This window comes from Viridibacillus soli, assembly GCF_016612995.1.
In the GTDB taxonomy this organism is placed as follows: domain Bacteria; phylum Bacillota; class Bacilli; order Bacillales_A; family Planococcaceae; genus Viridibacillus; species Viridibacillus soli.
Genome location: NZ_JAEOAH010000038.1, coordinates 41,518 through 61,952 on the forward strand (window position 1 = coordinate 41,518; position 20,435 = coordinate 61,952).

Annotated in this window: 15 protein-coding genes; all 15 read left to right on the forward strand. The window is 43.0% G+C overall.

Annotation, left to right across the window (positions count from 1 at the left end):
* Positions 1 to 62: 62 nt before the first annotated feature.
* The 15 genes from asnS (at position 63) to JFL43_RS18240 (ending at position 20,422) form a co-directional block, all read left to right on the forward strand.
* A complete protein-coding gene (gene asnS / locus JFL43_RS18170; protein ID WP_200750128.1) occupies positions 63 to 1,358 on the forward strand; it encodes an asparagine--tRNA ligase in 1,296 nt (431 codons plus the stop codon).
* Between the two features lie 486 nt (positions 1,359 to 1,844).
* Positions 1,845 to 2,579: a DnaD domain-containing protein gene (locus JFL43_RS18175; protein WP_200750129.1), complete on the forward strand. Its 735-nt coding sequence runs from the start codon at positions 1,845 to 1,847 to the stop codon at positions 2,577 to 2,579.
* Between the two features lie 12 nt (positions 2,580 to 2,591).
* On the forward strand, positions 2,592 to 3,251 hold the full coding sequence (nth, locus tag JFL43_RS18180) for an endonuclease III (RefSeq protein ID WP_200750130.1): 660 nt from the start codon (positions 2,592 to 2,594) through the stop codon (positions 3,249 to 3,251).
* Complete coding sequence (locus tag JFL43_RS18185; RefSeq protein WP_200750131.1) at positions 3,248 to 3,601, forward strand: YpoC family protein; 354 nt, start codon at positions 3,248 to 3,250, stop codon at positions 3,599 to 3,601. The genes nth and JFL43_RS18185 overlap by 4 nt, the downstream gene beginning before the upstream one ends.
* An 86-nt stretch (positions 3,602 to 3,687) precedes the next feature.
* A complete protein-coding gene (locus JFL43_RS23100; RefSeq protein WP_267907820.1) occupies positions 3,688 to 3,810 on the forward strand; it encodes a hypothetical protein in 123 nt (40 codons plus the stop codon).
* Between the two features lie 698 nt (positions 3,811 to 4,508).
* Positions 4,509 to 5,372: an alpha/beta hydrolase gene (locus tag JFL43_RS18195; protein WP_325166707.1), complete on the forward strand. Its 864-nt coding sequence runs from the start codon at positions 4,509 to 4,511 to the stop codon at positions 5,370 to 5,372.
* A gap of 224 nt (positions 5,373 to 5,596) precedes the next feature.
* Positions 5,597 to 6,382 carry a 2,3-dihydro-2,3-dihydroxybenzoate dehydrogenase gene (locus tag JFL43_RS18200; protein ID WP_407701999.1) on the forward strand — a complete coding sequence of 262 codons (786 nt, stop codon included), beginning with the start codon at positions 5,597 to 5,599 and terminating at the stop codon, positions 6,380 to 6,382.
* Positions 6,383 to 6,438: 56 nt separating this feature from the next.
* Complete coding sequence (dhbC, locus tag JFL43_RS18205; RefSeq protein ID WP_407702000.1) at positions 6,439 to 7,659, forward strand: isochorismate synthase DhbC; 1,221 nt, start codon at positions 6,439 to 6,441, stop codon at positions 7,657 to 7,659.
* A 20-nt stretch (positions 7,660 to 7,679) separates the two neighbouring features.
* Positions 7,680 to 9,302, forward strand: coding sequence for a (2,3-dihydroxybenzoyl)adenylate synthase (locus JFL43_RS18210; protein WP_200750134.1), 1,623 nt, complete (start codon positions 7,680 to 7,682; stop codon positions 9,300 to 9,302).
* A gap of 27 nt (positions 9,303 to 9,329) precedes the next feature.
* A complete protein-coding gene (locus tag JFL43_RS18215; RefSeq protein ID WP_200750135.1) occupies positions 9,330 to 10,244 on the forward strand; it encodes an isochorismatase in 915 nt (304 codons plus the stop codon).
* A 28-nt stretch (positions 10,245 to 10,272) separates the two neighbouring features.
* Entirely contained in the window at positions 10,273 to 17,475 is a 7,203-nt protein-coding gene (locus tag JFL43_RS18220) for an amino acid adenylation domain-containing protein (RefSeq protein ID WP_407701998.1), read from the forward strand.
* Positions 17,472 to 17,693 carry an MbtH family protein gene (locus tag JFL43_RS18225; RefSeq protein WP_100796814.1) on the forward strand — a complete coding sequence of 74 codons (222 nt, stop codon included), beginning with the start codon at positions 17,472 to 17,474 and terminating at the stop codon, positions 17,691 to 17,693. Before JFL43_RS18220 ends, JFL43_RS18225 begins: the two co-directional genes overlap by 4 nt.
* Positions 17,690 to 19,150, forward strand: a complete 1,461-nt coding sequence (locus JFL43_RS18230; protein ID WP_325166708.1) for a DHA2 family efflux MFS transporter permease subunit — start codon at positions 17,690 to 17,692, stop codon at positions 19,148 to 19,150. Before JFL43_RS18225 ends, JFL43_RS18230 begins: the two co-directional genes overlap by 4 nt.
* Positions 19,151 to 19,276: 126 nt before the next feature.
* On the forward strand, positions 19,277 to 19,990 hold the full coding sequence (locus tag JFL43_RS18235) for a 4'-phosphopantetheinyl transferase family protein (RefSeq protein ID WP_200750136.1): 714 nt from the start codon (positions 19,277 to 19,279) through the stop codon (positions 19,988 to 19,990).
* A gap of 183 nt (positions 19,991 to 20,173) precedes the next feature.
* Complete coding sequence (locus JFL43_RS18240; protein ID WP_200750137.1) at positions 20,174 to 20,422, forward strand: hypothetical protein; 249 nt, start codon at positions 20,174 to 20,176, stop codon at positions 20,420 to 20,422.
* Positions 20,423 to 20,435 lie beyond the last annotated feature (13 nt).

The following is a 20,435-nucleotide window of genomic DNA, read 5'->3' on the forward strand; positions in this document are numbered from 1 at the left end:
ATGATGCAGACTACTTGAAGACCAGGTAGTCTGTAAAATTGTTTAGAATGTGGGAGGGTAATATGAAAAAAATTATGATTCAAGATATGCCAAATCATGTAGGTGAAACGGTAAAATTAGGTGGTTGGCTTGCAAATAAACGTTCAAGCGGTAAAATCGCCTTCTTACAATTACGCGACGGTTCAGGTTTTGTTCAAGGCGTAGTCGTAAAAGCAGACGTGCCAGAAGAAGTGTTTGTAACTGCCAAAGGTTTACATCAAGAATCATCTCTATATGTTGTAGGAGAAGTAACAAAAGATGAGCGCTCCGCATTCGGATTTGAACTTCAAGTGAAAGAAATTGAAGTAATTGCAGAAGCAAATAATTATCCAATAACACCTAAAGAGCACGGTATTGAGTTCCTAATGGACAACCGTCACTTATGGTTACGTTCTCGTAAACAACACGCCATTATGAAAGTACGTAATGAAATCATCCGTGCAACTTACGAATTCTTCAACGATAATGGCTTCACGAAAGTTGACCCACCGATTTTAACAGGCTCAGCTCCTGAAGGAACATCAGAATTGTTCCATACAAAATATTTCGACCAAGATGCATACCTTTCACAGTCAGGCCAATTGTACATGGAAGCAGCTGCAATGGCGCTAGGAAAAGTATTCTCATTCGGCCCAACATTCCGTGCGGAGAAATCCAAAACACGTCGTCATTTAATCGAGTTTTGGATGATTGAACCAGAAATGGCTTTTGTAGAACATGATGAAAGTTTAGAAGTTCAAGAACAATACGTTTCTTACATCGTGCAATCAGTACTTGAAAATTGCAAAATCGAACTAGAACGTCTAGGTCGTGATACTTCTAAATTGGAACAAATTAAAGCGCCATTCCCTCGTATTTCTTACGATGATGCCATTAAACTTTTACACGAAAAAGGCTTCGATGATATTGAATGGGGCGAAGATTTCGGTGCACCACATGAAACAGCAATTGCTGAGCATTATGATAAACCAGTCTTTATCACATGCTATCCAGTAGGTATTAAACCATTCTACATGCAACCACATCCAGACCGTGATGATGTTGTATTATGTGCAGACTTAATCGCACCAGAAGGTTACGGTGAAATTATCGGCGGCTCTGAACGCGTACATGACTTTGAATTAATGAAACAACGTCTAAGAGAACATGATTTAGATGAAAATGCATATGCTTGGTACCTAGACCTTCGTGAACAAGGCTCAGTACCTCACTCAGGCTTTGGTCTTGGTTTAGAAAGAACAGTAGCATGGATTACAGGTGCAGAACACGTACGCGAAAGCATCCCATTCCCACGCTTACTTAATCGACTATACCCATGATTAAATGCTGAAGGCGCTCGTTTCAAGGAACGTAACCTAAGTTTGCGACGTCCTGTCGCAACGGTTACGTGACCCACATCGTGTGGGCCTCCGACAAGCGCTGTAGCTTTCGAAACAAAAGCATTATTCCAACTTTTTTCCGAGAATAGAAGAAGGCAACCTAAGTTCGCGACGTCCTGTCGCAACGGTTGCATGACCCACCTCGTGTGGGCCCAAGTGACCTCGAGAGTCTAGCGCCTGAAGCTGGGTATTCTAAATGCTTCAGCGGCCCGTTTAGCCCCGACAAGCACTGGAAGGCTTGAATCAAAGGCGCTGTTTGCCTTTGACCGAGAGACTGAAGTGACCTCGAGGGGCTGGCCGCTGAAGCTGGATATGCCGTGTAAGTACCTCAAGGATAAAAACAAACCAATAACATCCAACAAGAAGAACCGCAGCGACTTGCGATTCTTCTTGTTAATTTTCAGACAAAAAAAGGGGAGTTCGACAATGACTAACGAAGCTGATCGACTCCGAATTTGGATAGAGCAGGGAAATGTCAGCATTTCTCATCTTTTTTTTCAGTTTTATAAGGAGTTAGGCATCAAAGATTCAGAAGCGATGCTATTGATGCATCTAACAGCATTTCATGAGGAAGGCAATGAATTTCCGACACCAACTGCCATCGCCAATCGTATGCAGATGACAGAAGATGAAATTGCATCAAGCCTACAACGTCTCATGCAAAAAGGCATTCTTGAAATTTTGCAAAAAGTGGACGAGCTAGGTGTTTTATTTGAAACAATCAATCTACAACCATTATGGACACGCTTAGTGGATTGTGTCTTAGAGAAAAAAGTAAAAAAAGTAGAAGATACTTCAAAGCTAAAAGAGGGAGAGCTTTTCAACCTGTTTGAGCAAGAATTTGGGCGTTTCTTGTCACCTATGGAAACAGAAACGATTTCAATGTGGCTTGACCAAGATGGCCATTCTCCAGAAGTGATTCGCAAAGCATTAGTGGAATCGGTATTATCGCAAAAGCTTAGTCTGCGTTACGTCGATCGTATTCTATTTGAATGGAAAAAGAAAAATGTCAAAACGACGCAAGATGCTGAAAAGCTAGCGCAAAATTTCCGCCAGAATACGGTGCCACAACGATCCCAATCGCAGCAAAATTCGCACAAGGCTGAAACACAACAAACGAAAAAAGTACCGTTCTACAATTGGTTAGAAGAGCGCGAATAGGAGGGGATATGCATGTTAACGAAAAAACAATGGGATTACTGCTTAGAGGAAATGGAGAAAATGTTTCCAGATGCTCATTGTGAGCTAGTGCATGAAAATCCTTTCGAATTAACAATTGCCACATTATTATCTGCCCAGTGCACAGACGTACTTGTTAATAAAGTAACAGCCATCTTATTCCAAAAATATAAAACGCCTGAGGATTACTTAGCTGTGCCTTTAGAGGAATTAGAACAAGATATTCGCTCGATTGGTTTATTCCGCAGTAAGGCAAAAAATATTCAAAAACTATGCCATATTTTACTAGAAGAATTTAACGGTGAAATACCTGCAAATAGAGAGTTTCTAGTAACATTACCTGGTGTTGGACGTAAAACCGCGAATGTTGTCTTGTCCGTCGCATTTGATGTTCCAGCGCTCGCAGTAGACACCCATGTCGAGCGTGTTACGAAACGCTTAGGTTTATGCCGTTGGAAAGATAACGTGATGCAAGTAGAAGAAACAGTGATGAAAAAAACGCCTATCGAAAAATGGTCGAAAACACACCATCAACTTATTTTCTTTGGGCGCTATCACTGTAAAGCACAAAATCCGCAATGCCAAGTCTGCCCACTTTTTGACGTTTGTAGAGAAGGCCAAAAGCGCGATAAGAAAGGTCTTGTGAAGCGATGATAGTATGCCGGAAAGACGCTATTTCAAAAGAACGAGTAGAAAAATGGTTGGCTGATTGGGAGATATTAAGAGCAGAGATCCATACTTCACACGCAACTCGTGATGGTAAAGCAAAAGAGATCATGCTAAAGGGTATCGACTTATATGAAGTTTTTATTATCAATGTTTCGCAGACATCTGTAGAGGTAGTTCAATTGCGAGAGGAATATGAAGTGCTGCCGATTAACGGTGTTGAACGCTTACAATTTATTAAGCAAAGACCTGGTCAATATGCATGTTATCGTCAACTAGATGAATTGTTTATTGAAACGAAAAAGCGAATGGCCCGCTTACGTCTTAAAAAGAACTGATGTGGATTTGAAATAAAGTCGCGATGTTTATAAAAAAGATGCGAAGCTTTCCCCCTTTGGAGATGATTATCTAAAGGGGTATTTTTATGTCCAAAAGAGCGAGAACAACTAAATTTAATCAGTGGTTTAAAGAAGGTCGGAGATCAGGTAAGGGTGCAGATTATAAGTCATGGTTGAACATTCAAGACGTTTCTGTGGATTTTGAATAAAGTTTGATCAAAATCCTGTATTAATTTAAACAGGATTTTTCTTTTTTTAGCGCTACTTTGTCTAATTGCTCCGTCACATTTGCTGGAGATTTAGAAGACCACATGATTTGCCGAATCTGTCACTTGCTTTTCTGTGAAGCATCCTCTGAAGTCTTTTCGGCATTACCGCAAGCACCAAGCCCTAAACTGAAAACTATTGCCATTCCAAGTACGAATAATTGCTTTTCCATTAGTCGATTCCCCTTTTTGAATATAGTAAATATAATTTACCGCTTCTTCATAGGACCGAAAGAATAAATCTTTATTGGTTGTAAATGTATTTTCACTTCCTTTACCAGTCGAGATTACCAAAAGCTTACCACAATATCGATTATTATTGAAAACGATTATCATTATCAGTAATACTTGATATTAAATATATAACTAAACTTCCATTAATTCAAGAATAATTTTTCGAAAATGGTTGGAAAACAAGGAGTAGAAGGGGAAGGTAAAGTCATCTTTTGTGAATGATTGTAAAAAATTATCAATACATGGTTGATATATTTAGTGAGAACGATTATCATTATCAAAGTAATGGTAATCTCTCTCAATTTGAATTCTTTCAACCTAGGCTTTATCAGATATCAATTCGGATTTGTGAGAAGGTAAATAGCGAATAAGATTACTAGTAATAAAGGGTGGGGGAAATCGATTAGATGATACATAAAAAAATGAATAAAAGCTCAATGGATAAAAATACTGGTAGCGGAGAGGTTACGATCAAAGGAACCGAACAGAGCATTATGCATTCAAGTACTGGGAACCGTGAATTTCAAATCTTTGTATCAAAGCCTCTGGAAGAGCCTCCTCCCTCAGGGTATCCAGTCATTTATTTACTGGATGCCAACTCGGTATTTGAAACAATGGTTGAGGCGGTACGATTGCAATCACGCCGACCGGAAAAGTCAGGTGTAGTTCCAGCTATCATCGTGGGTATTGGTTATTGCACAAATGGACCATTTTCTTCTGAACGTTATTATGATTTTACACTACCGGTTGCGGTTACCGAGTTACCTAAAAGACCAGATGGAAGTCCATGGCCTGCACATGGGGGAGCGGAAAACTTCCTGAAATTCATAGAAGAGGATTTAAAACCGGAAATCGGCAAAAGATTCAAGATCGATCATAATAGCCAAACCCTCTTCGGGCATTCCCTTGGCGGTCTTTTCACTTTATATGTTCTATATAAAAATCCATATGCATTCCAAAATTACATAGCTGGAAGCCCATCACTTCATTGGAACAAAAATTGGTTCCACGAGGAGGAGGAGAGGTTTCTTTCCCGGTTGAATCAAGGAAATGGGGATATTTCCTTATTGCTAGGGGTAGGGGAGCAAGAAGGTACCCATAAAAGCAGGATGAATGAAAATGCATTGGAGCTATCGATACATTTATCGATGACCGATTGCGGAATAAACGTTCAATTCAAGGAGTTCGAAGGGGAAGGGCACCTTTCTGTTCTGCCGCCTTTGATTAACAGGGCTTTACGTTTTGCATTGAAGGAAAATGTGCCTAGTTAGTAATAGGACTTTATTAGTAAATAACCGAATGGTACTTGACCATTAACTTATTAATATATATCATTACCTGTATATTCCAATTGATAATGATTATCATTATTAGTTATAACCTTGCATTTTGCAGCAATAGTTAATGGATTAAGCCATGTATCTCCCGTCTATCAGGGGGATGGTAATTGGGCTACTATACATTGAAATCTTGGATTAGGAAAGGGAGTGTCATGGTGGACTTTTTGGAATGTAGTGGGAAAGTTGCGCTTGTAACGGGAGGTGCCCAAGGTATCGGTGCCGCAGCCGTCCAGGCTTTAGCTAAGCTGGGTATGGTGGTGGCGGCAATTGATTATAATGCCGAAAAACTAAATGGCCACGTAAATGAATTGAAGTCTCAAGGTTTGGACGTATATGCCTTTCCAGCGGATGTAAGTGATAGTCATGCAATCGTTGGCATAGTTGATGAAATTGAACGTGATATTGGTCCAATAGAGACACTGGTCAATGTAGCTGGGGTGCTGTGCACAGGAATGATCGAATCATTTAGTGACCAAGATTGGGCAAAGACCTTTGCCGTCAATTCCACTGGTGTTTTTAATGTCTCCCGTTCAGTGAGCACATACATGATAACTAGAAAAAGAGGTTCGATTGTCACGGTGGGATCCAATGCAGCAAGCGTCCCAAGAATTTCATTTGCTGCGTATGCTGCATCCAAGGCAGCTGCCGTCATGTTCACTAAATGTTTAGGGCTGGAATTGGCCCAATATAATATTCGCTGTAACATCGTCTCGCCTGGATCTACGGATACTGAGATGCAATGGTCGATGTGGAACAACGAAAATGGCGCACAAGCTGTTATAAATGGGATGCCTGAGACATTCAAAGTAGGAATACCACTGAACAAAATAGCCATGCCTTCTGATATAGTCGACGCCATTCTATTCTTCATATCCGATCAGTCGAACCATATTACGATGAGTAATTTATGTGTGGATGGTGGGGCCACTTTAGGTGCTTGACACGGATCATTCATTTGAGTCTGAACATTACGTGAATTTGGAGGGTTTAAAATATGATGAAGATTAAAGAGAATTCAACTGTATTGGAAAAACAGCTGTTGGACGATTATAAGGTTGGTGACTTTTTCCTGGCATCGCCATCTCGAACACTATTGGGGAAAGGTTCCTTCATTACAGTTCCAAGAGATGAAGGAAATGATAATCAAATGGAAAGTCTTGCAGCAAGAGTGACGGCTGTATTAAAAAAGGCAAAAGAGCAAGGTCATGCCAATCCAATGGTAACGGGTGCTGTACCATTCGATTATAAAAAGGACACCCAACTCATTGTACCTGAAAATATAAGGTCATCAGTCCCTCTGCAAGACACATGCACCAGCCAGCTTGCGAAAACGGAGAAGCCGATATATGAAATCAAATCGGTACCCGAACCTTCTCAGTATAAGGCTGGTGTCGAACGGGGCCTTACTCATATTAAAAGCGGCCATCTTGACAAAATTGTACTATCAAGATCCTTGCACCTCACTTCATCAGAAACGGTGAATATCAATCGGTTACTTCAAAATTTGGCACGCCACAATAAGAATGGTTATACCTTTGCCGTGGATTTACCTCAGCCGGAAACGGAAAAAGCGGATTCCCAAATTTTGAGAACCCTAATTGGAGCTAGCCCTGAATTACTTGTTTCAAGAACGGGATTACAGGTGGTGGCCAACCCTTTGGCAGGCTCTAGGCCAAGGAGTGATGATCCAAACGAGGATAAGAGACGGGCGGACGAGTTACTCTCCTCCACTAAGGATTTACATGAACATGCTGTTGTCGTCCAGGCTGTAGCAAAAGCTCTGCGACCATTTTTCAAAAAGATAGATGTACCAGAAAAACCATCAGTGATACATACCGAAACCATGTGGCACCTTTCTACAGAAGTAACAGGAGAGCTTGAAGATCCTACAACTTCCTCGTTGGAGCTAGCGATCGCGCTTCATCCGACTCCAGCTGTTTGTGGCTCACCGTCTGAATTGGCCCGAGAAGCCATTCAGGAAATCGAACCGTTCGATCGTGGATTTTTCACGGGTATGGTCGGCTGGTGCAATGCAGAAGGAGACGGCGAGTGGATCGTTACCATTCGGTGCGCGGAGGTGGAGAAACAGGCTCTTCGCTTATTCGCTGGTGCAGGGGTCGTTGCAGAATCGAAACCAGAAGAGGAATTGGCGGAAACATCGGCTAAATTTCAAACGATGCTACGTGCAATGGGAATAGATGCAAAGTCATTAAACTAAAGTGTGTGGGGGGATAAAGGATGTTAACAGGGTGTTCTTCGTGGCCTAAGGATTATGCAGATTTATATAAAAGGGAGGGGTGTTGGAAAGGGGAAACCTTCGTGGAAATGTTGCGTGATCGTGCCGAGAAACAAGGTGACCGGATCGCCATTACAAGCGGAGACAGAAACGTGAGCTATGCGGAATTGGATAATAAGGCTGGTCGTTTGGCTGCAGGATTACAGGAACTGGGGATAAAGCAAATGGACAGGGTAGTCGTCCAGCTTCCCAACGTAATCGAGTTCTTTGAAGTTTGTTTTGCATTATTCAGATTAGGAGCATTGCCTGTGTTTGCCCTTCCATCACATCGAAGCAGTGAAATTAACTATTTTTGCGAGTTCGCTGAGGCGGTTGCCTACATCATCCCTGATAAGCACGCTGGTTTCGACCATCGTACTCTAGCAAGAGGTGCAAAAGATAAGAATGAAAAATTAAACGTTATTGTCACGGGTGATGCAGAGGAATTTGTGAATTTGGCGGATTTATATATCGATCCAAAAAAAAACGAAGCAAAAGTGGCTTCAAGTGACATTGCCTTTCTTCAATTATCTGGAGGAAGTACAGGCCTATCAAAACTGATTCCAAGAACACATGATGATTATATATACAGTTTGCGGGTTAGCGCCGAAATTTGCCAGATAGACAAAGATAGTGTTTATCTCGCCGTGCTGCCAATCGCCCATAACTATCCATTGAGCTCGCCGGGTATCCTTGGCACGCTTTATGCGGGTGGCAGGGTAGTCCTTTCACCAGGCCCTAGTCCTGACGATGCATTTCCGCTTATTGAAAAACAAGGCGTGACAATTACTGCTCTTGTACCGCCCCTTGCCTTGAGATGGCTTGATGCGATATCCACCCGTGACTATGATTTATCCAGCCTCCAAGTGCTGCAGGTTGGCGGAGCGAAGTTCAGTGCGGAAGCTGCCCGTCGGGTATATCCCGCTTTTGGGTGTAAGTTACAACAAGTATTTGGCATGGCTGAAGGACTAGTTAACTATACAAGATTAAACGATCCGGAAGAGATAATCATCAATACTCAAGGCAGGCCGATGTCGAAATATGATGAAATTCGTATTGTCGATGAGGAAGACAGGGATGTTGAGCAGGGCGAAGTGGGGCATTTGTTAACGAGAGGCCCATACACCATCCGTGGTTATTACAAAGCCGAAGAGCATAATGCGAAGGCATTCACGGAGGAAGGATTCTACCGAACAGGTGATTTAGTAAGTATGACCGCTAATGGCTATATAGTTGTAGAAGGTCGAGATAAGGACCAGATCAACCGTGGCGGAGAAAAGATTGCCGCTGAGGAAGTTGAAAACCATCTCTTGGCACATGAGGCGGTACATGATGTAGCCATCGTTTCCATGTCCGATGATTATTTAGGGGAGAGATCATGCGCCTTTGTGATATCGCGTCAGAAGGCCCCTACGGCAAAGGAACTTAAACAATTCCTGAAAGAGCGGGGACTTGCCGCTTTTAAAATTCCTGATCGAATTGAGTTTACCGATTCCTTCCCAAAAACGCCTTTAGGTAAAGTGAGTAAAAAAGCGTTGCGGCAAATTATATCAGATAAACTGAACAATCGAATTACGCTGAAGTAAATAAAAAACAATAGAAGGAGTGATTTGATGGCTATTCCTGCTATCACACCATATGCAATGCCTGTAGAATCCGAGTTACCCAAAAATAAAGTTTCGTGGAAAGTAGATCCGTCGCGTTCAGTGCTTCTTGTTCATGACATGCAACAATACTTCCTCGACTACTATACAGTAACCGAATCGCCGATAACGGAACTGATATCGCATATACAGTCAATAAAAATTCGTTGTGTGGACCTGGGCATCCCTGTCGTTTATACAGCACAACCAGGCAATCAAAACCCTGAGGATCGCGCACTGCTTACCGATTTTTGGGGTCCAGGGCTTGATGACGATATCAATCAAACAAAAGTCGTTGAAGAGATTGCTCCAAGCGAGGACGACATTGTCCTTACTAAATGGCGTTATAGTGCATTTAAGCGGACGAATCTTCTTGAAATGATGAGGGAGCAAGGCCGTGATCAACTTATCATTTGTGGGGTCTATGCACATATCGGCTGTCTTCTGACAGCAAGTGAGGCCTTTATGCAGGATATTGAGCCATTCCTGGTAACGGATGCAGTAGCAGATTTTTCATTAGAGGAACATAAAATGGCGATTAAATATGCAGCTGAACGTTGTGCTGTCACAACATCTACATCTCGGTTGCTGGAACAATTGAATAGCGGTGAACAAGCATCGGCTGGGGTCGTACAAGAAAATGATGATCCTGGTTTGACATTGGATGGCCTAAGGATTCAAATCGCTGATCTCCTAGGTGAATCACCATCGGATATCGGTGACAACGAGAATCTAGTGGATATAGGGATAGATTCGATTAGAATGATGAGTCTTGTTGAAATCCTAAGGGGAAAAGGGGCAGAGATCAATTTCATGCAGTTGGCTGAAAAACCGACGATCGCCGCCTGGTGGGAACTATTATCTTCACAAAAGGTGTTAGCTTGAATTAAAAATAGGAAGGAGGTAAGGCGGAGTGCTTAATATTCAGGATCAAGGTGTGCGCTGGACGTTGTCCGGCGCGCAATCCGGTATCTGGTTCGCTCAGCAGCTGGAGCCAGATAACCCGATTTATAACACAGGGGAATACATAGAAATTGCTGGACAGATTGATATAGAGCATTTTGAACAGGCACTGAGGCAGGCGGTTAAGGAGGCGGAGTTTTTACATGTCCGCTTTGGCGAGGATTACAATGGACCGTTTCAAATCAGCGGGGAATCGATTGATTTCCCTTTTAATTTCATGGATATGAGTAGAGAGGAAAATTCTCAGGAGAAGGCTATACAATGGATGAAAAAAGATTTGGCTCATCCAATTGACCTGAAAAGTGACCCGCTCTTCAATCAGGTCTTATTCAAAGTGGATTCGGACCGCTTTTTTTGGTATCAACGCATTCACCATATAGTCATGGATGCATTTGGATTTTCACTTATATCACAACGGGTAGCCAAACTATACACGGCACTTCAAAAAGGACAAAGTTTGGACGAAGGTGCTTTTTCTCCTTTACGTTCACTTCTTGAGGAAGATAAGGCGTACCGGGAATCCGAAAAGTTCGACATTGATCGCCAGTTTTGGCAAGAACGTTTTGCAGATCAGCCGGAGGTTATGAGCCTAGCTGATCGAGCACCTAGGACCTCTAAAGGCTTCCTTTGTCAAACGGGTTATCTATCATCTTCCGCTACACAAGCCTTAAAAGCGAATGCGCATATATATTCGGGAAGCTGGCATGAAGTGGTGATTGCAGTAACGGCCGTTTATGTGAACCGTTTGACAGGTTCGGAAGATGTCATCCTGAGTTTACCGATGATGGGCCGCTTGGGTTCTTCCTCTTTGAATATCCCTAGTATGGTAATGAATCTGTTGCCACTGCGGTTGTCTGTACAGCCAGAGATGAGTTTCAAAGGGTTGGTGAAGCAGGTGTCGAAGGAAGTCCGCACCATCCGCCGCCATCAAAATTACCGCCATGAAGAATTGCGACGTGACCTTAAATTGCTGGGTGATAACCAGCGATTATTCGGACCGCAAATTAATGTCATGCCTTTTGATTATGGACTCGACTTTTCAGGAAGTAAGGCGATCACACATAAGCTAGCCACCGGCCCTGTCGATGATTTGTCGATTAACATCTATGACAAGTCTGATGGAAAAGGGCTGAGGATCGATTTAGATGCTAACCCCGAAGTATATAGCATCGAAGATTTAGGTACACATCATTCGCGTTTTTTGAGTTTTCTTGAAAAGGTCGCGATTGCAGATAAGAATCAATCGATTGGGGAAATTGAGCTTCTTTTACCTGAGGAACACCAGCAAGTCCTGCTTGAATGGAATCGAACGGAAAAAGAGCTTCCATCTGAGCTTTTACCAGGGTTGTTCGAGGGTCAAGTTTCCAAAACCCCTGATTTGACAGCCGTAATGGATGGAAATGCTATTCTTACTTATAAGGATTTAAACGAGCGAGTCAATCGACTGTCGCACCTCCTTTTGGAGAAGGGGCTGGGACCGGAGAAATTCGTGGCTATAGCCCTGACGCGGTCAGTGGATATGGCTATTTCCATGTTGGCGGTGTTAAAAACCGGAGCGGCCTATTTACCTATCGACCCAGATTATCCATCAGATCGAATCGAATTCATGCTTGATGATGCCAGGCCTGCAGCAATCATAACTAGTAAAGGGATTGCTTCTAAACTATCTGATAGCGAAGGAACGGAGCGCATCGTATTGGATGAGAAAGAGACCATTACTGCTCTGGGAAATCAGCCAGATATAAATGTGGAGGATGAAAAAAGGAAGGGAACCATGTCCCCGCTTAACCCGGCTTATATGATTTACACGTCAGGTTCTACCGGGAAGCCAAAGGGTGTCGTGATCCAATCGGCAAGCCTTATTAATTTCCTTTCTTCGATGCAAAGCGAATTTTCTTTAAATCATCGGGATCGGCTCTTGGCAGTTACAACCATTGCTTTTGATATATCCGGTTTGGAAATCTTCGTGCCGCTTCTGAATGGGGCAAGCTGTATCATAGCTGCTAAGGAAACGATTCAAGACCCTAAGACTTTGTCTGAGATGATCGTTCAACATGATATAAGCATCATGCAGGCCACACCTACGCTTTGGCATTCACTTGTAGCGAATTATCCTGATGTGATAAAGAATCTTAGAGTGCTAGTAGGAGGAGAGGCACTTTCAATCAGTCTAACCAACGCCTTACATCAATTAGGATGCGAAGTGACGAATCTGTACGGACCGACGGAAACGACAATATGGTCTTCATCCATTACGCTTGATCCTAATCAGGGTGGTATGCCCTCCATCGGCAAGCCCATTTGGAATACACAGCTTTATGTGCTGGATGCTGCTTTGAAGCCTGTTCCTAAAGGGACTGTAGGGGAATTATATATTGCCGGTGCAGGGCTAGCACGCGGATATTTAGGTCGCCCGAATTTAACTGCTGAGCGATTTGTCGCTAACCCGTATGGTTCAAAGGGTAGCCGCATGTATCGAACCGGCGATCTTGTTCGTTGGCGTGGCGATGGCACCTTGGATTATATCAGTCGGGCAGATCATCAAATTAAAATACGAGGGTTTCGTATTGAACTAGGGGAAATTGAAGCAAAGCTTACCCATCATCCTGACATTGAACAGTCTGCAGTCATCGTTCGCGAAGATCAGCCGGGGGATAAACGCATCGTTGCCTATATCGTTCCTTCTTTAGATGTGCCAGCAAATATTGTGGGAATTCGGGAATTTGTAGGTAGTGGTTTGCCGGAATACATGGTCCCATCCGCTATCGTTGAGATGGAGGAGTTGCCATTGACTCCAAATGGAAAGCTCAACCGGAAGGAATTGCCCGCGCCTGATCTTTCTACACTTGTTTCTGATCGCGCTCCTAGAACACCGCAGGAGGAAATCGTCAGTGATCTTTTCGCCGAGGTTCTTGGTCTTTCACGAGTCGGTATCGATGATAGCTTCTTTAATTTAGGCGGTCACTCTCTTCTTGCCTCCACTTTGATGGCGAGAATAAGAGATACATTCGGAGTTGAAATAGGCATTGGTAAACTGTTTGAGACACCGACCGTTTCCGGTATTGTCAAACAACTTTCCAACGGGAGGAGTGCAAGGTTGCCTGTTAAAAAGGCACATAGACCGGAACAGGTACCTCTTTCCTTTGCCCAGCGGCGCTTATGGTTCCTTCATAGTCTTGAAGGACCTAGCCCGACGTATAATATTCCGCTCGTTGTTGAATTGTCCGGCGAAATTGATACCAGGGCACTCGAAGCTGCGATCAATGATGTAGTCGAGCGCCATGAAACTTTACGTACGCTCTTTCCAGTTACATCGGGTACAGCTCATCAATATGTGCTAGATCCTTCCAAGGCTCAAGTGGAATTATTAGTATCGCACATTCACGAGGCTGAGCTTGAAGCAGAAATTGCTATCGCTACGAGATATAGTTTTAATCTTGCAAAAGAACCGTCCATTTGTGCCCAGCTTTTCACAATGGCCCCTGACAAGCATGTATTGGTTTTATTAGTACATCATATTGCAGGAGATGGATGGTCCCTAACACCGCTTACTCGCGATCTGACCGCAGCTTATGTTGCTAGAAGTAAAGGTGTCGACCCTAACCTACCGCCGTTGCCTGTACAGTATGCCGATTATGCGCTCTGGCAGGAAAATCTTTTAGGAAGCGAAAGTGGTGAAACAAGTTTAGCCAATGAACAAATGGATTACTGGAAAGAGACATTAGCTAACCTGCCAGACCAATTGGAATTGTCTACCGATTATCCACGTCCCCTGGAATCCAGTTATCGTGGAGATACGATAGACTTTTCTATAAATCCCGAAATGCATCAACGTTTATTGGATTTGGCTCGTGAAAATGGCGTCAGCTTATTCATGGTATTGCAATCCGGTCTGACTGCGCTCCTCACTCGACTTGGAGCCGGTAACGATATTCCAATCGGAAGTCCAATAGCAGGTCGAAGTGATGATACTTTAAGCGACCTGGTAGGGATGTTCATCAACACCTTGGTGTTACGTACGGATACATCCGGTGACCCTACTTTCCGGGAGCTTCTTGACAGGGTGCGAAGGGTCAATTTACATGCTTATGAGCATCAGGACTTGCCATTTGAGCGTCTGGTGGAAGTATTGAATCCAGTTCGGTCCCGATCTAGGCATCCATTATTCCAGATTATGTTGGCGCTGCAAAATACACCTGATCCTAAATTTGAGCTTCCAGGGGTTCAATCCAACCTGAAGTTATATAGCGTAGGTGCTTCGAAATTCGATTTGACCATGGAATTCCGTGAAGTGCATGCTGAAAATGGCAGTCCGGATGGAATTAGCGGATTCCTTGAATATAGTACAGATCTATTTAAGCGGGAGACCGCCGAGATGTTAATATATCGTTTATTAAGGCTATTGGACGGAGCCATTTCGGAACCGGATCAGCATATTGGACTTTTGGATATACTGGCACCAGAAGAGCGCCAAAAAATTATTGTGGATTGGAATGGAAGTTCCGAGGAGCTAGCGCAAACGAGCATACCTGCACTACTTGAAGAACAGGTGAGAAAGTATCCTCACAATATTGCATTGGTATATGGGGACACTTCATTGACATATGAAGAGGTAAACAAAAAAGCGAACCAGCTTGCCCATCTGCTAATTGCTAAAGCTATAGGGCCGGAGCAATTCGTCGCATTGGCTATGCCTAGATCATTGGAAATGGTTGTAGGGTTGCTAGCTGTACTCAAGACAGGAGCCGCATATTTGCCTTTAGATCCTGAATATCCAAATGATAGATTAACGTTCATGCTTCAAGATGCTCAGCCTGCTTGTGTCCTAACAAGTTCGAGTGTAGCTGCGAAGCTTCCCGAGATGCATGATACCAGGCAAATTATACTTGATGAAGATAGTATGATAGAAGAATTGGCACAATATTCTACACTCAATCCAACGGATAGTGATCGAACTCAACCATTATCACCTTTAAATTCAGCTTATATTATTTATACTTCCGGTTCTACCGGTGTACCAAAAGGAGTCGTGGTTCCACATCAGAATGTAATTAGACTGTTTGTATCTACGGAACATTGGTACCAATTCAATTCTGAAGATGTGTGGACTATGTTCCACTCTTATGCTTTTGATTTTTCGGTTTGGGAGATTTGGGGAGCTTTACTTCACGGAGGCAAGCTTGTTGTCGTACCGCACTCAATCAGCCGGTCACCAATGGAATTTTTACAGCTACTGGTTAAAGAAGGAGTAACGGTACTAAATCAGACCCCATCGGCATTTTATCAATTAATGCAGACGGATCGGGAAATGCCGGCACTAGGGCAGGAACTTGCATTACGCTACGTGATCTATGGTGGAGAGGCACTTGAACTAAGCCGTTTGGAGGATTGGTATAGCCGTCATCCGGAAAATAAACCATATCTCATCAACATGTATGGAATAACGGAAACGACCGTTCATGTCAGCTATCTTGAGCTTAATCAGGATATTACATCCATAAAAGCCAATAGCCTCATTGGCCGTGCGATACCTGATCTGGGGGTGTATGTGTTAGATGCCAGGTTACAGCCAGTTCCACCAGGGGTAGTGGGAGAGCTCTATGTTTCCGGACCTGGTCTTGCCCGTGGTTATTTAGGACGCCCAGGATTGACGGCGGACCGTTTTGTCGCGAACCCATTTAGTTTAACAGGTGACAGGATGTACCGCACTGGAGATTTGGCTCGGTGGCGCGAGGGTGGATCTTTGGATTATATGGGGCGTGCCGATCATCAGATTAAAATCCGCGGATTCCGTATTGAATTGGGTGAAATCGAGGCATCGATTGCTCAACATTCCGATATTGAACAAGTTGCGGTAGTGGTTCGTGAAGACAACCCAGGTGATAAGCGTCTGGTCGCATATGTAGTACCTGCATCGAATGTGACCTTTGATCCTGCACATGTACGTCGCTTCGTTGCTGAAGGCCTTCCTGATTATATGGTCCCTTCCGCTTTCGTTGAAATGGAAGAATTACCTTTGACACCAAATGGTAAGTTGGATCGCAAGGCATTGCCGGCGCCGGAATTCGGTGCCATTCAATCGGGGCGCGGTCCGAGAACTCCACAGGAGGAAATTCTTTGCGACCTTTTTATGGAGGTTCTCGATTTGCCTCATGTCGGAATAGAAGACGGATTCTTTGATCTAGGTGGTCACTCGCTGCTAGCTGTCCAATTGATGAGCAAAATCCGTGAAGCGCTTGGAGTTGAGCTGAGTATTGGTAACCTATTTGAGGCTCCGACTGTTGCAGGGCTCGCTGAGCGACTTGAAATGGGTACAAGCCAAAGTGCTTTGGATGTCCTGCTGCCGCTTAGGAAAAATGGGATAGAACTTCCGTTATTTTGTGTACATCCAGCTGGTGGACTTAGCTGGTGCTATGCTGGGTTGATGACTGCTCTAGGACCTGACTATCCAATCTATGGGTTACAAGCACGAGGCATATCACAGAAAGAGCAATTTCCGAAAACGCTGATTGAAATGGCAGCGGACTATATCGATCAGTTACGGACGATCCAGCCAAAAGGGCCTTACCATCTATTGGGATGGTCTCTCGGAGGCAATGTCATTCATGCAATGGCAACCCAACTGCAAAATGAGGGAGAGGACGTTCGCCTTGTCGCAATCCTCGATGCATATCCAAGTCATTTCCTGCCCATAAATGAGGCTCCGGATGATGAGGAAGCTTTAATCGCACTGCTTGCATTGGGTGGATACGATCCTGATAGTTTAGGAGACCAGCCGTTGGATAATGCCAGTGCCATAGAAATACTGCGTCGGGACGGAAGTGCATTGGCTAGTTTAGAAGAAGAAACGATCCTGAATCTTAAAGAGACATATGTGAATTCTGTTCGGATCATGAGTGAGTATAAACCAAAGACCTTTAAAGGGGATGTGTTGTTCTTTAGATCGACGATCATTCCGGACTGGTTTAATCCCATTCACCCAGAAACATGGAACCCATTCATCCATGGGGAAATTGAACAGCATAATATCGATTGTCGCCATAAGGATATGTGTCAACCAGGACCGCTTGCTGAAATTGGCCAGGTGATTGCTGAAAAACTTTCCAATATGAAGAAGTTAGCCAAGATTAATGAAGGAGGAAATAACGGATGACCAACCCTTTCGAGAATGAAAATGGTATCTATAATGTATTGATAAATGAAGAAGATCAGCATTCTCTTTGGCCCGCCTTTCTGGTTATTCCAGAAGGCTGGTCCGTCATATATCGTGAAGAAAGCCGGCAGGATTGCTTGGAGTACATCAACACAAACTGGACGGATTTGCAGCCCAAAAGTTTGAAATTAGTTGCCAGCAGTGATGGAACAAAGTGAAATCAAGGATACAGCTTGACCCTAAATTAGTAGTGAGCATCGTTTATGTCGTAGCGATGTTCATGGTTTCGATGGACGGGACGATCGTCAATGTAATCTTGCCAACGATCAGTAAGGAATTTAACATCGAGCCCTCGTCAACGAGTGGCATTAACGTCGGATATTTAGTAAGTCTGGCAGTATTTCTCCCTGTAGCTGGTTGGCTTGGTGACCGTTTTGGGACCAAGAAAATCTTCTTGATGGCCTTGGGAGTCTTCACGGCCGCCTCCCTTTTATGCGGATTCGCTAATAATCTTCAAACCTTGAACTTGTTCCGGGTTTTACAGGGGGCAGGAGGAGGTGTCCTGACACCAGTTGGAATGGCTATTTTATTTAGAACGTTCTCTCCTGAAGAACGACCTAAGGTATCCAGGTCCCTTGTGCTTCCCATTGCCTTCGCACCAGCCATTGGTCCGATCGTTGGCGGATTCTTTGCGGAACAGCTGTCATGGCGCTGGGCGTTTTATATAAATATCCCTTTCGGAATTATCGTCTTGTTATTCGGGTTACTGTTTTTAAAAGAACATAAGGAGCCCGCCGCTGGTAGGTTGGATCTCCCAGGATTCGTGCTATCGGCAGCAGGATTTTCTATGTTGATGTATGCACTGAATATAGGGCCATCTAAAGGATGGGGTTCCCCTGTCATCATGTATACAGGATTTGTGGGTTTCGTGTTTGTTTGTTCGTTTGTTCTGATTGAGTTGCGTGTGAATAAACCAATGCTCGATTTGCGTTTATTATCTGATCGACTGTTTCGGACATTAGGCATCATTTCATCATTTTCAATGGCCGGCTTATTGGGGTTGCTCTTTGTGTTTCCGTTAATGTACCAAAATGCAACGAATGCCACAGCTTTAGAAAGTGGACTTGCAACTTTTCCAGAGGCACTGGGTTTGATGGTTGCATCTCGAATGATGCCTTGGACTTCCAAGAAACTAGGCATACATCAGGTGATTTGGATAGGACTACTGTTGACAACTATGATTTTTTCAGTAATAAGCATTGTTGGTCCGACAGCGAATTCTTGGTTCCTCCGGGTCCTATTGTTTAGCGTAGGCATATGCTTGGGACATACTGTAGTTGCAGTACAGTTTTCAACTTTTACTAATATCACTTCTGCTTCTATGGGGAGGGCAACTACATTGTTCAATGTTCAAAATAGAATTGTCTCTGCCTTTGGTGTAGCCATATTAGCTAGCATTTTGGGGGCGGTGGGCACTGGATCGGTGGAAACAACTGGTGGAGAACCTTTTAATTTGGCATCCTATCAATTCGCTCTACTCGGTTCGGCAGTTTTCCTCATAATAGCTCTATTATTTGCGCTAAGTTTAAGGAAGGAAGATTTTAATGCGGTTATGTCGAAACAGGTCACTGCCAAGCCTTCTCATATAGAACCAGTCAGAAGAGTGAGTGGGTAATTCAATTTTAAAAAATGTTTTTTTGTTAATGGAGGGTTGCTGTGATTTTAAACAGTGCCCCTTCTTTGTTTTCTAACATTTTGACTCTCAATTTATCGGTCAGTTAAGAGGTAGGAGGCAGGAGAATTGATTGAAGTATATATTTGTAAATTGCCTGCAAAGAGGGAGAAAGCGACTCTAAACAGTTTGCTTTCCTATGTTTCAGCGGAAAGGCAAAATCGAGTGAGGAAATTCATGAAGGTGGATGATGTGTACCGCTCATTGATAGGAAATCTGATGGTACGTATTATTCTTAAAGAACGATACGGTTCTAGTGTTGAGGAATTAGAAGTGGGGATCAATGCATATGGCAAACCTTTTTTAAGTGGGTATCCTTCTTTTCAATACAATATTTCCCATTCCGGTGAGTACGTGGTTTGTGCTGTTCATGACGAAGAAGTTGGTGTGGATATAGAAAAAGTAGGACCATTTGACTTGCAGCTTGCAATGGGGTTCTTTACAGAAGAAGAATATAGGGATTTGTTGAACGCCAAAGAGGATGGAATTCATGCTTTTTATGATATATGGACCTTAAAAGAAAGTTATATCAAAGCGATTGGTAAAGGACTGTCTTTTCCCTTAAATTCTTTTAATGTAAAAAAACATAACAATGACTCTATTCAATTAACGGATGTACTTATAGGTAAACCAATTACTGATTATATTTGCAAACAATATATGATCGATAGTGACTATAGCCTTTCAGTTTGTGCACATCAGGCGAATATCAATCAATTTAACCAACATCTTAATTTAGTATCCTTTAAAGAAATATGCTGTGCTTTATGTGTTTCTTCTTGAAGCGGCATAATTAATAAAATACGAATCCGCAGTGTCATATACATCGTTTTTGTTTAGAATTTTTCGAGTTTGCCAGGATCGTTATTAACGAATTTAAGTAGTCTGGATTCAGAAAAATGGATTAATTTTTATACACATATATATTCTGGTTGTTTAAGGTGCAGCTCTTATGGAGGATTCAAATTGCGAAATATTAGTATAGTACAAGCTATTGAAGAGAGTAAATTTAACGCTTTTCATCTTTCAGTTTTATTATGGTGCATTTTTCTAATTCTTTTTGAGGGCTTTGATCTTGTTGTTTATGGAGCAGTCATACCTACTTTGAGTAAAGAGTGGGAAGCAGCGCCAAGTGTTTTGGATTTGATAGGAAGTTTAACTTTGGTAGGGGGTCTAATAATAGGATCACTTTTTTTGCGGAATAGTAGCAGATAAAGTAGGAAGGAAG